Origin of the sequence: Anaeromassilibacillus senegalensis (assembly GCF_001261775.1) — a bacterium.
GTDB classification, from domain to species: domain Bacteria; phylum Bacillota; class Clostridia; order Oscillospirales; family Acutalibacteraceae; genus Anaeromassilibacillus; species Anaeromassilibacillus senegalensis.
Genome location: NZ_LN868535.1, coordinates 402,822 through 415,498, shown reverse-complemented (window position 1 = coordinate 415,498; position 12,677 = coordinate 402,822). Strand labels below are relative to the sequence as shown.

The 12,677-nt window shown below is 54.3% G+C and carries 13 protein-coding genes; all 13 read left to right on the top strand.

What is annotated here, in order from left to right:
- Positions 1–30: 30 nt before the first annotated feature.
- The 13 genes from BN2106_RS02055 to BN2106_RS01995 all read left to right on the top strand — a co-directional run bounded on the left by BN2106_RS02055 (position 31) and on the right by BN2106_RS01995 (position 12,414).
- Entirely contained in the window at positions 31–831 is an 801-nt protein-coding gene (locus tag BN2106_RS02055) for a U32 family peptidase (protein ID WP_195891753.1), read from the top strand.
- 5 nt (positions 832–836) lie between these two features.
- Complete coding sequence (locus BN2106_RS02050; RefSeq protein WP_050697005.1) at positions 837–1,067, top strand: helix-turn-helix domain-containing protein; 231 nt, start codon at positions 837–839, stop codon at positions 1,065–1,067.
- Between the two features lie 316 nt (positions 1,068–1,383).
- Complete coding sequence (locus BN2106_RS15505; protein ID WP_074017374.1) at positions 1,384–1,731, top strand: helix-turn-helix domain-containing protein; 348 nt, start codon at positions 1,384–1,386, stop codon at positions 1,729–1,731.
- A complete protein-coding gene (locus tag BN2106_RS02045; RefSeq protein WP_082236322.1) occupies positions 1,647–2,588 on the top strand; it encodes an IS3 family transposase in 942 nt (313 codons plus the stop codon). The genes BN2106_RS15505 and BN2106_RS02045 overlap by 85 nt, the downstream gene beginning before the upstream one ends.
- A 793-nt stretch (positions 2,589–3,381) precedes the next feature.
- Positions 3,382–3,822: a dUTP diphosphatase gene (dut, locus tag BN2106_RS02035; protein ID WP_050696904.1), complete on the top strand. Its 441-nt coding sequence runs from the start codon at positions 3,382–3,384 to the stop codon at positions 3,820–3,822.
- A 36-nt stretch (positions 3,823–3,858) separates the two neighbouring features.
- Complete coding sequence (locus BN2106_RS02030) at positions 3,859–4,125, top strand: DUF4321 domain-containing protein (protein WP_050696903.1); 267 nt, start codon at positions 3,859–3,861, stop codon at positions 4,123–4,125.
- A gap of 4 nt (positions 4,126–4,129) precedes the next feature.
- Positions 4,130–4,678 carry a Maf family protein gene (locus tag BN2106_RS02025; protein WP_050696902.1) on the top strand — a complete coding sequence of 183 codons (549 nt, stop codon included), beginning with the start codon at positions 4,130–4,132 and terminating at the stop codon, positions 4,676–4,678.
- Between the two features lie 289 nt (positions 4,679–4,967).
- Entirely contained in the window at positions 4,968–5,981 is a 1,014-nt protein-coding gene (locus tag BN2106_RS02020; RefSeq protein ID WP_050696901.1) for a rod shape-determining protein, read from the top strand.
- 99 nt (positions 5,982–6,080) lie between these two features.
- Positions 6,081–7,043 carry a rod shape-determining protein MreC gene (gene mreC / locus BN2106_RS02015; RefSeq protein WP_050696900.1) on the top strand — a complete coding sequence of 321 codons (963 nt, stop codon included), beginning with the start codon at positions 6,081–6,083 and terminating at the stop codon, positions 7,041–7,043.
- Positions 7,043–7,564 (top strand): rod shape-determining protein MreD, encoded by a 522-nt coding sequence (gene mreD / locus BN2106_RS02010; RefSeq protein ID WP_242846227.1) that lies wholly within the window; start codon positions 7,043–7,045, stop codon positions 7,562–7,564. The genes mreC and mreD overlap by 1 nt, the downstream gene beginning before the upstream one ends.
- Positions 7,565–8,894: 1,330 nt before the next feature.
- Positions 8,895–11,114, top strand: coding sequence for a penicillin-binding transpeptidase domain-containing protein (locus BN2106_RS02005; protein ID WP_050696898.1), 2,220 nt, complete (start codon positions 8,895–8,897; stop codon positions 11,112–11,114).
- 114 nt (positions 11,115–11,228) lie between these two features.
- Positions 11,229–11,969, top strand: a complete 741-nt coding sequence (locus BN2106_RS02000) for a nucleotide-binding protein (RefSeq protein ID WP_050696897.1) — start codon at positions 11,229–11,231, stop codon at positions 11,967–11,969.
- Between the two features lie 40 nt (positions 11,970–12,009).
- A complete protein-coding gene (locus tag BN2106_RS01995) occupies positions 12,010–12,414 on the top strand; it encodes a methylglyoxal synthase (protein WP_050696896.1) in 405 nt (134 codons plus the stop codon).
- Positions 12,415–12,677 lie beyond the last annotated feature (263 nt).

The window sequence follows — 12,677 nt, the reverse complement described above, 5'->3', positions numbered from 1 at the left end:
ATGAAAAATTTTCACGTCCGGTATTGTGTTATGGATAGAAACGCACAAAAACCGGCGGGGTCGCCGCCGCAGGATAGGAGGAGAAACCATGAAAAGCAAACGCAGGGCGGCGGCGAGGTTGCGGTCGCTGGTACACAGCAGGACGTGGAGAGGGGTATAAGGGACATCCCCTGCGCGCTGGAGCTGCCGCGCGGCCTGTTCGGCATGGAGGCACAGGTGCAAAAGCGATTGCGGCAGATGAAAGAAGCGGGCGTCACGGATGTTTGGGCCGGAACGCTGGACGCGGCGGCGCTGGCAAAGGAAGCGGGCCTGCGCGTCCATGGCGGTTTTTCTTTAAATCTGACCAATTCCGCGGCGATCGAATGGTATACTGCGTTTGGCCTGTCCGACGCGGAGTTGAGCTTTGAGCTGACGGTCCACCAGGCCGCCGCACTGGGCGGCGCCCTGCCGCGCGGCTTAATCGCCTACGGGCGCGTACCGCTGATGCTAACGCGCAACTGCCCGGCGGCAAATGGACCGCAGGGCTGTTTGAAGTGCAAAACGCCGCCGGTGCTGACCGACCGCAAGGGCGTGCAGTTTCCCATCCGTTGCACCGGGGCGTGCAGCGAAGTGGTCAACTCCGTGCCGGTCTGGATGGCGGACCGTTTGAACGAAATCCGCAATATGGATTTCCTGACCCTCCGCTTCACCACGGAGTCCATGGACGAGCGCCAGCGCGTTTTGGAAGCGTACCGCTCCGGAAACGCGGCTCCGCCCCCGCCCGGCTCTTTTACCCGCGGGTTGTATTATAGAGGGTTTCAGATGGAACCAGCAGGCAGAGACCGGGGTTGAGCGCCATGCAGTGGATTTTGCAGGATGTGCCGCTGGGCAGAAACATCCAAACCATCCGCATGGAAAAACAAATGACGCAGCAGCAGGTTGTGGAACAATTGCAGCTCATGGGCAGTACCATGTCCCGAACAACCCTCGCCAATATCGAAACCGGCCGCCGCAATATCAAAGCCAGCGATTTGAAAGCGTTGAGAACGCTTTTTAACGTAAGCTACGATGAATTCTTTGCAGAATAATCGCAGCTAGCTAAAAATAGATCATGGTTTTACCATTTAAAAAACACCCAACCGACTCTGGGCAAAGCATCCCCATAAAAAAGGGAAACCCAAAGCTCCGCCGGCAAGGAAGAGCACCTCAGTTTCCCTGAGCCACTCAGGCATATGAGGATACCGGGGGTGTAGGGGGGCGTGAGTCGAAGTGATCCGGAGCCCAGCTCTCGCGCCCCCCTACGCGGTCTTTGCTTCCTTTCGAAACAAGACCGAAAGGAAGTGCCGCCCTGCAATGCACCCCAAAAGTTGGACAAAAGTGGTAAAATAAGAAGGGGTGAACGATATGGAAGAAAAAAAGACATATCGAAAGTACAGTGGGGCATTCAAACAGGAAGTATTGGAAAGCATGCATAAAGAGCACATGAGTCAGCGGGAAGCAGCGAAAAGATATGGAATAAAGTGCAGTTCAGTCGTGAGAAAATGGGAAAAGATTTATGAAAAAGAAGGATATGAAGGTCTGTATAAGGACCGTCGGGGAGGAAATCCGGAAGGACGGAGGAGGCAGCTGACAGAAAAAGAAAAGGAAGATCTGGAAAAACGGGTAGAATGGCTGGAAATGGAGAATGCATATTTAAAAAAATTGCAGGCCTTGGTTCAGGAGAGGCAAAAGCGAACGAAAAAATCAGAATAATCCATGAACTGAGGCAAACATACAAGCTGTCAGATTTGCTGAGCATCGCAGGGATTGCCCGCAGCACATTCTACTATCAAACAAAAGCGATGAAAAGAGCAGATAAATATGCAGATGCCCGGGAAGCCATCGGTTTCATATGTCAAAAGCACAAGGGCCGTTACGGATACCGCAGGACAACAGTGGAATTGCGCAGTCAAGGTTGGCGTCTAAACCACAAAACGGTCCGCAAGCTGATGAAAGAGATGGATTTAACCTGTAAAGTCCGAACAAAGCGTTACAAGGCGTTTCATGGATGCGTGGGGTCGTTCTCACCCAACCTGTTGCAAAGGAACTTCGTTGCATTCCGTCCAAACCAGAAATGGGTAACGGATGTAACAGAATTCCGGTTGGGTTCAGAAAAAATATTCCTTTCTGTAATCCTGGATCTTTTTAATGATGAAGTGGTTGCCTATAACATTGGTGCCAATCCAGATTTCAAATTAGTTACCCGGAATCTGGAGAAAGCTTTTTCTAAAACTCCAGACAACACGAATTTAATTCTTCATTCGGACCAGGGATGGCAGTACCAGATGCGGTCATATGATCAGATGCTGCGGGACAAGGGGATTCGGCGGAGCATGTCACGCAAGGGAAACTGTTTGGACAATGCAATGGCTGAAAACTTCTTTAGTGTTTTGAAGTCAGAACTCTGGTCCACAAATACCTTTCAAAGTGTTTCACAGTTTGTTTCTGAATTGGAATGCTATATCGATTATTATAACCATGACCGCATAAAACTTCGGCTTCGGGGGCTTAGTCCTTGTTCGTTCCGTTCTCGTTTTTCCGATATAATTTCTGCGTACTTTGCTGTCTAATCTTTTGGGTTCACATCACCCGGCATGAGGGCAACCAGCGGTTTTTTTCCGCTTTTGTAAAAGCGAACAAGGAAAAAGATTGCATATGCAATCAATTTACTCATTTCAAGTAAAGCGTTTTTTAGTTTTGTTTTTTAACATAAGATTGTCTATGCAACAATTTCTGCTATAATTATGAAATAAAATAGAAGTTATAAAAGAAATATTGTTTATGCAATAAATCTTCTTTTGTTTTCTTAAAAGTGAAGGAACCCATTGTTTTCGCAATATGAAAATTGACTTTTGCTTGTTTAAAACAAAGAATCCCATTGTTTTAAAAGATAAAAATTTGTTTTACTTTTTTTAAAGTAAATAGTCTTTGCTGTCGCTTTTCAAAGCGACGTACACCCCGGCGAAAGCCGGGGTCCCAAAGAAAAGCCCCAGAGACAGCCCCCTGCCTCATAAAGGACCCTATCACTCGTTCCCACTCGCTCTTCTCAGGAAGAGAGTCCCGTTCTCTGCGGAGAACGGCAAAGGGCGCCGCCCTTTGATCCCGCCGCTTTTTAGAAAAGCGGAAAAACATGTTTGGGCCATTACCTAATAAGGTAAAAAATGATCCTCGCCGTAGGCGCGAGCCGACCGCAGGTCCCACCTTTTAGAAAGGTGAAAAAATACGTTTTAGCCCTTCCCTGCAAGGTGAAAATAGTCCTAAAAAATTAACTAAGAAATTCGGGAGAAATTTATTTCCGTCCCGCCACTGCGCGGAACCAATTCTGGAAACAGAAGAGGGCGGGCCGTCCCGACCGGAGGTCAAATGGATACCTTAAAAATCAAAAAAGTAAATGAAAATGCCATCATTCCCCGCAGGGGAACCAGCGGGTCTGCCGGTCTGGACCTCCATGCCTGCATACCGTCCCCCGTTACCATCGCGCCGCATGAGCTGGTGCGGATCCCGACCGGTTTGGCGATCGCCCTGCCGAACGCCCAAACCGTCGCGCTGATTTTTGCGCGCAGCGGGTTGGGCGTCAAACACGGTGTTTCGCTGTCCAATGCCGTCGGCGTGATTGACAGCGATTACCGCGGAGAGCTCTGCGTCGGGCTATGTAATGTCGGCGGAAAGCCGTATACCGTCGAGCCGGGCGAACGCATCGCGCAGCTTGTGGTCATGCCGGTTCTGAATCTGCCGCTGGAAGAGACGGACGTCCTCGACGAGACAGAGCGCGGCGCGGGCGGATTCGGCTCCACGGGCCGGTAATCTGGGGCAAATGCCCCAAGAACGGGAGATGCATGTATGAAAAAAGGGCTGGTCAAAACCCTGCTGTTGATTGTCCTTCTGCTGCTGGCGGTCGTTCTGGGCAGCGTGATCGGGACGGCGGTGCAGGGGATCGGGTTCCTCTCATGGCTGGGAATGAGCGCCGGGTTCGGGTTGGAGCCCGCTACGCTGGATCTCGCGATCGTAAAACTGACCTTTGGCCTTTCGGTCAATATCAACGTGGCGCAGGCGATTCTCCTGCTTGCCGCAATCTTGTCGTATCTGAAAATCCGGGTAAAGGAGTAGTTCCATGATCTATCTTGCATCCTCTTCCCCGCGCCGGCGCGAGCTGCTGGAGCTGGCGGGGATTTCGTTTACCGTCGCACCCGCCGACGCGGACGAGCGTTTTGCCGACGGTACGCAGCCGGAAGAAGCGGTCAAGCTGCTGGCGCGCCGCAAGGCGGACGCCGTGTTTGCCCGGTATCCGGACGGGACGATTCTGGCGGCGGATACCGTTGTTGCGCTGGGAGAAACCATTCTGGGCAAGCCAAAGACCCCGGCGCGCGCCACGGAAATGCTGCGCCTGCTCTCCGGCAGGACGCACGAGGTCTTTACGGGATTCTGCATCCGCACCCCGGCACGCTGCGTTGTGGAGGCGGTTCGCACGGAGGTCACGTTCTATCCCCTGACAGATCGGGAGATTGACGCGTATGTCGCGACCGGCGAACCGATGGACAAGGCCGGCGCGTACGGCATTCAGGGACGCGGCGCACTCTTGGTAAAAGAGATTGCCGGGGACTACTACAATGTGATGGGTTTGCCCATTGCGCGGGTCGTAAGGCTGCTTGCACAGGAGTAAAGCCTGCCGGCAGGCGGGCTGTCTCCTGTTAATGAAAAGGCATTCTTTTACAAAAAATTGGCGGCAAACTTCCCTTTGCCTGCTGGCAAAATGTGGATTCTGACAAACTTATTTTTGTTCACAATTTTTTTGTTGAGTAATGCGGGTGCAACGGTTATAATAAATCTTATGTAAAACCGCCTGTTGCCGCCTGTAAGACCGGATGCGGCGCGGGTTTTTCGATAAAACTGACCTTGCGGATACTCGCTTTGCCGCCGTGCCGGCCTGACGTTGAAAGGGGAATTTTGGAATGTTTTCAAAGGATATCGGAATTGACCTGGGGACTGCCAATACGCTTGTATATATGAAAGGAAAGGGTATCGTCATGCGCGAGCCCTCCGTTGTCGCCGTGGACGTCCGCACAGATACCGTTCTGGCGGTCGGCTCCCACGCGAAGGATATGATCGGCCGTACGCCCGGTTCCATCGTGGCGGTACGTCCGCTGAAAGACGGCGTCATCGCGGACTTTGATATCACCGCGACGATGCTCAAGCATTTCATCAAAAAGGCGGTGAAGTCCACCGCGTTCAGCCGCCCGCATATCGTGGTGTGCATCCCGTCCGGCGTTACGGAAGTCGAGCGCCGCGCGGTGGAGGACGCCGCCCGTCAGGCAGGCGCCAGCCAGGTGGAGCTGATCGAGGAGCCCATGGCCGCCGCGATCGGCGCGGGACTCCCCGTCGCGGACCCGACCGGCAGCATGATTGTAGACCTTGGCGGCGGTACCGCGGAAGTGGCCGTCATCTCTCTGGGCGATATTGTCACCTCCTGCTCCGTTCGTGTGGCGGGCGATAAATTCGACGAAGCAATTATTTCCTATGTGAAAAAGAAATACAATCTGCTGATCGGTGAACGCACCGCCGAGGAGATCAAGATTGCCATTGGTTCCGCGTTCCCCACCGGCGATGAGGCGGACAGCGCGTCCGTGGACATCAAGGGCCGCAACCTTGTGGACGGCCTGCCGAAGAACGTCAGCATCAGCGCGGAAGAGGTGCGCGAAGCGCTCTCCGATCCGCTGGCAGTGATCATCGACGCAATCAAAAGCACGCTGGAGAAGACCCCGCCGGAGCTTTCCGCGGATATCATCGACCACGGCATTATGTTGACAGGCGGCGGCGCGCTGCTGCGCGGTCTGGACCAGTTGGTGGAGCAGGAGACCGGCATGCCGGTCCATGTGGCGGACAGCCCGCTGGACTGCGTGGTGGACGGCACCGGCAAGCGTCTGGAGGTCGTCATGCCTTCCTCCTATTACAAAGCCCGCAGATAAACCGGCGGAACCCGCCGGCCCCGGAGAGGGTTCAGACGCCGTGCGGAACGGCGGCCTGAGCCCTTTTTTTGATCATTTTGGTACGGGAGGTGTTCACAGATGAAAGACTTTGTACACGGCAGAAGCTTTAAGGTGCTGCTGACGCTTATTTTTGTCATGTTTGGGCTGATGCTCTACACGGCTTCAACAGGAAGTTCCATTGCGGCGGATGCAATGGGACTGGTCGCCACGCCGATGCAGCGCGTGAGTACCATTGTTACCAACAACGCCGTGGTCGCGGCGGAACCGGTCATGCGCTCCAAGGAGGAGCTGATTGACGAGAACGCCGCGCTGAAAAAGAAAATAGAGGAGCTGAACGCCAAGCTGGTCCATTACGACCAATACCGTATGGAGAACGCCCAGCTCCGTAAATATCTGGAATTAAAAGACGAAAACCGCGATTTCAAGCCGGTGCCGGCGGCGGTCATTGGCCGTGACCCGAATGTGCTGTATAAATTTACGATCGATAAGGGCACCAGCGACGGCGTTGCCCAGAACGACCCGGTCATTACGGATGCGGGCGTGGTGGGCTTTATCTCCGCGGTCAATACCAACTACAGCCAGGTGACGACCATCCTCTCCCCGGATACGAAGATTGCCGCGCTGGTCACGACGACCGAGGAAGAGAAGCCGGAGGCTGCCGGTGAGACAGGGGCGGGCACAACCGGGCAAACCGGCGCGGAACCGGCGTTCCGCCGGGACAGCGGCGTGGTCGGCACGGACATCAAAATGGCGGACAACGGGCTGGTGAAGCTGGGATTCCTGGCGGCGGATACGCCCGCGAAGGCGGGCGACATCGTGACGACCAGCGGGCTGGGCGGCGTGTATCCCAGCGGGCTGGCGATCGGCGAAGTGGTGACGGTAAAAAATGAGGAATATGACGTTTCGCTCTACGCGGAAGTCAAACCTTTTGTCGACGTCAACAACGTGCGCGATGTGATGGTTATTACAGAGTTTGAAGGGCAGGGCCAGGCGCTGGACGAGGCGTTCGGCGTTTCCTCCGATGAAACGGAGGGCCAATGATGGACCGCTATAAGCTGATCCGCTATTTTGCCTATACCATTGAAATCCTGATTCTGTTCATGGTGCAGGAGACACCGGGCCTGCTGCCGCCGTTTTTCGGTGCACGGCCCGTGCTGTTGATTCCCGCCGCGGTTTCCATCGCCATGTTTGAGAGCGAGTTCGCGGGCATCGGCGTCGGTCTGTTGTGCGGCCTGTTCATCGATTTCGGAATGGGCGGCGTGCTGGGATTTCACGGTTTGCTGTTAGCGTCGGTCTGTTATCTGGTGGGCATTCTGACGGCGGACCTGATCCAGACCAATTTCCTGACAGCCGTCCTGCTGGGACTGGCGTCCGTCGGGATCATCCTGTTTTTGCAGTGGGTTTTCTTTTTCCTGCTGTACGGCTACGACCACAGCGGCTATGCGCTGGTGCAGCACTATCTCCCCCGTATGGCCTATTCTTTCTTCGCGATGCCCCTTTGCTATTTCTTCAACCGCGCCCTCGCCCTCCAGATCCGCGGGACCGCCGAGGATGGGATATAAATCATAAGGCGAAGCCCTCAGTAAATCCCATAGAATTGATAATTAAATAGGCAAAGAAACTTCGCCAATAATGAAAAATACCCAGCCAACCCTGGGCAAAGAATCTCAATGAGAAAAGAAAACTTCAGCTCCGCCGGCAATGAAAAGCACGCCGCCCTTCCTGAGCATCCCAGGTATATGAGGATACCGGGGGATTAGGGAGGCGGACCTGCGGTCAGCATGGCGCGGGCGGACGCCTATACAAGCACAGTCCCACGGATGCCCGCGACAGAAAGTACCAGCTCCCGTGTGACATCTTAGCCGGTAACTTGATTAAATTTTCTTGTTGAAAGTTAAAAACACCCAGCTGACCCTGGGCAAAGAATCCCCATAAAGCATAGAAAAACCGAAGTTCCGCCGTCAATGAAAAGCACACTGATCTCCCTGAGCATTTAAGGTATATGGGGATACCGGGGGTGTAGGGGGGCGTGAGTCGAAGTAATCCGGAGCCCAGCTCTCGCGCCCCCCTACGCGTGCCTTTGTCCAACTTTCGTGGCAAGACCGGACACGCAGTGTCTAACGCGCCTACGGCGATGGTCGTTTGGAGCATCGAGCGAGGCTTTAGCCTCAAGAGAGCGTCCCCACCGGAGGTGCCCGCCCGGCATGAGGGTAACCAGCGGTTTTCTCCCGCTTTTTCAAAAGCGTAAAAAGGGATAAGATTGCACGCGCAATCAATTTGCTTATTTCCTGTAAAGCGTTTTTAGTTTTACTTTTTAACACAAGATTGTTAATGCAACAATTTCTATTATAATCGTGTTATGTAGTAAGGTAGAAGTTTTAAACGAAATGTTGCTTATGCAATAAATCTTCTTTTGTTTTCTTAAAGTGAAGGAACCCGTTGTTTTCGCAATGTGAAAATTTACTTTTGCTTGTTTAAAACAAAGAATCCCATTGTTTTGAAAGATAAAAATTTGTTTTACTTTTTTAAAGTAAACAATTTTTGCTGTCGCTTTTATAAAGCGACGTACATTCCCCGGCTTTCGCCGGGGAACCAAAGAAAAGCCCCAGAGGCAGCTTAGTGCCTCGTAAACAACCATATCACTCGTTCCCACTCGCTCTTTTTAGGAAGAGAGTTTCGTTCTCTGCGGAGAACGACCAAAGGCGCTGCCTTTGGAAACCGCCACTTTTTAGAAAAGTGGAAAAACACGTTTGAGCAATAACCTGTAAGGTTAAAAAAATCTATAAAGGAAAAGCTCCGGGAGCTTGTCCCGTCCGTCCCGCCACTGCGCGGATGTGATTTCGGCAACACGATAGGGCGGGCCGTGCTGACCGCAGGTCTGGAGGTGAAAAGATGAAACATAAAGTAACATTGCGCAGTGTCGCGCTGATCGGCATCGTCTTCGGCATTCTTGCCGTCTATATCCTGCGCCTGATTGACTGGCAGATCTTAAACGGTGCGGATACCCGCAAAAAAGCCGACGCCACCAGCGCGTCCATCGTTGCCATGGACGCCGCGCGCGGGGAAATCCTCGACATCCACGGGAACCCGCTGGCGGCGAATAAAACCGGCTACGCCATCCAGTTTGAACGCCCGTATATGCCGCGCGGTACGGAGAACGAAACCATCCGCCGCCTGACCAACCTGCTGAACGGCAGGAAGGAACAGTGGACGGACGAGCTGCCCATTTTCATCAATGCGGCGGACAAATACGAGTTCCTGCCGGACAGCGAGGCCGCCGTGGAGCGGCTCAAGGGCAAGGATTACGCTGATTTGAACTCCTACGCCACGGCGGAGGACTGCATGAACGCGTTGATCGAGAAATATGACATCGATCCATCCTACACACAAAGAGAGATCCGGAATGTTGCATCGGTGCGCTATAATATGGTAAAATCAGGGTTCAACTCCTCTACGCCGTATATTTTTGCGCCGGATATTTCCGGAGATACCGTCGGTATCGTCAGTGAAAATACACAGCTCCTGCCGGGCGCGAGCATCAAGATTACCACCGCGCGCACGTATCCCAGCGGGGACATCGGTTCCAACCTGATCGGTACGATGGGTCCGCTGTCGCAGGAGCAGTACGACGCTAAGAAGGACGAGGGATACGCGTACAACGACCGCATGGGACAGAGCGGCACGGAAGCCGCGTTTGAAAAAGAATTGCGCGGCAAAGCCGGAGAAAAACAGGTGGAAACCACCAGCCGGGGCGGCGTCGCGTCGGAAACCGTCATCAAGCCGCCGGAATCCGGGCATACCGTCTATTTGACCATTAACAGCAATCTGCAAAAGGTGGCGCAGGTTTCCTTGGATCAAAATGTGATTGCCGCCCGCGAAAACGGGCAGAAGCTCGCCGCCAAAAAGGGCGGATGGAACGGGCAGGACTGTGTGCTGGGAACCGCCGTTGTGCTGCGCGTCAAAGACAACGCCGTGCTGGCCGCCGCTGGAAACGTCAATTATGATTTGGGCAAATATATGACGGATACCGCTTACAAAAGCGAGGTGCTGAAGGATCCGGACCATCCGCTGGTCAACCAGGCGTTCAATGGCATCTTTACGCCGGGTTCCTGCTTCAAACCCGCGGTGGCCGCCGCCGCACTGCAAGAAGGGATCATTACCAACAATACCACATTCCATTGCGCCCACGTGTATCAGCGGTTTGCGGATGTGAACTTTACGCCGAAATGTTTGGGAACACACGGCACGCTTTCTCTCCGGCGTGCGCTGTCCGAATCCTGCAATATTTTCTTCTTCGAGACAGGGTTTTACACCGGAATCGAGACAATGAACCTGTACAGCAAGCGGTTTGGCCTTGGCGTCAAGACCGGTGTGGAACTGAACGAAAACGCGGGCATTCTCGCTGGCAAGGAGTACAGCGCCTCCGTCGGCAAGGCCTGGGTGCAGGGCGATACCATTCAGGCCGCCATTGGGCAGAGCGACAACCAGTTTACAACGCTTCAGCTCGCGGCGTATGCCTCCACCATTGCAAACAACGGCGTGCGCTACCAGACGCACATTGTCGATAAAATCACGGACTACACGCGCAAGACCACGATCATGGAAAACGATCCGAACAATCCTGTCATCGCGGCGGAAACCGGCGTTTCGCAGGAAAATATCGATTATGTCAAAGCGGGGATGCGAGCCGTCATCACGGAAAACCGCGGATCCGCGCACCGGATGCTGGGCAGTTATCCGGTACCCATCGCGGGCAAGACCGGTACCGCGCAGGGGCCCGGCTCTGATAACGTGGCGTTCATCGGCTTTGCGCCGTACGACGACCCGGAGGTTGCGGTCGCGGTCGTCTTACAGCATGGCGCCACCGGCACCTATTGCCAGCAGGTGGTCAAGGATCTGTTGGATGCGTATTTTTATGGAAAAACGGTGGATGAGGAAGGCAACCTCGTCATGCCGGAGGATCAGACCGCGTCCAGTGTGGCATCGGGGACGTCCTCCGGGCAGAACGGGACGTCTTCCTCCGGCGAAACACCGCAGGGGAACGCGCGGACAGGGTCGTCGGCAAGCGCAAACGATGCTTCCAACGAAAACCAGCCCGTTTCAGAGGGCTAAACCTGTCAATTTTACAAAATACATCCCAATCCGATGGGAAATGGGAAAAATGAACAAGAAAAATACTTTGACTACACCAAAAATTTGTGGTAGTATGATAATGAGGTTTTATTTATGGGTGCTGTTACAGTGATCACATCGGGAAAAGGCGGCGTGGGAAAATCCACGCTGACAACAGGTCTGGGACTGGCTCTGGTCCGCCGCGGCAGGCGCGTTCTGCTGATCGACGGCGACGCGGGCCTTTCGTCGCTGGACCTTATGCTCGGCGTTGTGGAGCGGCAGGTCTTCACCATTGCGGATGTTGCCGCCGGGGAGGCCGATCCGGTCAAATCAATTTATGCCTGCGAATGGGCGCCGGGCTTGTTTTTGCTGCCGGCTCCCAGCCGTGAAGAAGATATCATCAGCCCCGAAATTATGAAACAGTTGGTTGCCGCCCTGGCAAAGTATTACGACCATGTGCTGATCGACTGCCCGGCGGGCGTCGGCAGCGGCTTTTACAGTGCGGTCGCACCGGCGCAGCGCGCGCTGGTGGTGTCCACGCCGGATCCGGTCTGCCTGCGGGACTGCAACAAGACCCGGATGGCGCTGGAGGATGCGGGCGTGCGGCAGCAGCGGCTGGTGGTCAACCGTTTCAACAAAAAGAGCTTCCGCAACCTGGGCGCGTACCGGGACCTGGACGCCGTCATCGACGTTTCCGGCATCCGCCTGATTGCAATCATCCCGGAGGATCCGGCGCTTGCGGCGGCTGCCGCTTCCAGCGGGCCCGCGCCGCTGAAATCCGCGGGGTCCATGGCGTTTGGCCGGTTGGCGGCCAGATTAGAGGGAGAACAGGTGCCTTTGGCAATCAAAGGGTAACAGCCTGTGCGCTTTTTTATTGAAAGGAATGAAATCATAGATGAACATTGCACTCATTGCACACGACGCGAAAAAAGAATTGATGGTACAGTTTTGTATTGCTTATTGCGGGGTCCTCAGCCGTCATTTCCTTTGTTCAACAGGGACCACCGGCAAAATGGTTGCGGAGGCGACCGGACTGGAGATCCAGCGCTTTTTGAGCGGTTCCCAGGGCGGCGACCAGCAGATTGCGGCGCGCATCGCCTGTAACGAAGTCGACCTGCTGTTATTTTTCCGCGATCCGTTGAATCCGAAGCCGCATGAACCGAACGATATGAACTTGCTGCGCCTGTGCGATATGCACAACATTCCGGTTGCGACGAACATCGCCACGGCGGAGGTGCTGATTCACGGGCTGGAGCGCGGCGACCTCGATTGGCGCAATATTTTAAATCCGAAAGCATAATTTTCGCACATATGCGGAAATAAGAATTATAAATCGGCCGGAACCGTGTAAAATCACTTGCAGAACAGGTGATTCCGGCTGGAATCCCTTGGCGACGACACGGAAAGAGTATTCGGAAACTCCCGCCACAGAGAGGCGCGCGATTGGTGGAAGCGCGCTGCGTCAGGAGGTCCGGAGAAGACATCCGCGAGCCGGCGTATTTCCCGCGCAGTAAACTGGGAAGCTTTGAGAGGAGCGTCCGGACAAGCGTCCTGCTCCTGAAA

What these genes read in the sequence shown, in the direction of transcription:
- BN2106_RS02055 (WP_195891753.1), top strand. Translation starts at nt 31, where the DNA reads ATGGATAGAAACGCACAAAAACCGGCGGGGTCGCCGCCGCAGGATAGG.
- BN2106_RS02050 (WP_050697005.1), top strand. Translation starts at nt 837, where the DNA reads ATGCAGTGGATTTTGCAGGATGTGCCGCTGGGCAGAAACATCCAAACC.
- BN2106_RS15505 (WP_074017374.1), top strand. Translation starts at nt 1,384, where the DNA reads ATGGAAGAAAAAAAGACATATCGAAAGTACAGTGGGGCATTCAAACAG.
- BN2106_RS02045 (WP_082236322.1), top strand. Translation starts at nt 1,647, where the DNA reads ATGGCTGGAAATGGAGAATGCATATTTAAAAAAATTGCAGGCCTTGGT.
- dut (WP_050696904.1), top strand. Translation starts at nt 3,382, where the DNA reads ATGGATACCTTAAAAATCAAAAAAGTAAATGAAAATGCCATCATTCCC.
- BN2106_RS02030 (WP_050696903.1), top strand. Translation starts at nt 3,859, where the DNA reads ATGAAAAAAGGGCTGGTCAAAACCCTGCTGTTGATTGTCCTTCTGCTG.
- BN2106_RS02025 (WP_050696902.1), top strand. Translation starts at nt 4,130, where the DNA reads ATGATCTATCTTGCATCCTCTTCCCCGCGCCGGCGCGAGCTGCTGGAG.
- BN2106_RS02020 (WP_050696901.1), top strand. Translation starts at nt 4,968, where the DNA reads ATGTTTTCAAAGGATATCGGAATTGACCTGGGGACTGCCAATACGCTT.
- mreC (WP_050696900.1), top strand. Translation starts at nt 6,081, where the DNA reads ATGAAAGACTTTGTACACGGCAGAAGCTTTAAGGTGCTGCTGACGCTT.
- mreD (WP_242846227.1), top strand. Translation starts at nt 7,043, where the DNA reads ATGGACCGCTATAAGCTGATCCGCTATTTTGCCTATACCATTGAAATC.
- BN2106_RS02005 (WP_050696898.1), top strand. Translation starts at nt 8,895, where the DNA reads ATGAAACATAAAGTAACATTGCGCAGTGTCGCGCTGATCGGCATCGTC.
- BN2106_RS02000 (WP_050696897.1), top strand. Translation starts at nt 11,229, where the DNA reads ATGGGTGCTGTTACAGTGATCACATCGGGAAAAGGCGGCGTGGGAAAA.
- BN2106_RS01995 (WP_050696896.1), top strand. Translation starts at nt 12,010, where the DNA reads ATGAACATTGCACTCATTGCACACGACGCGAAAAAAGAATTGATGGTA.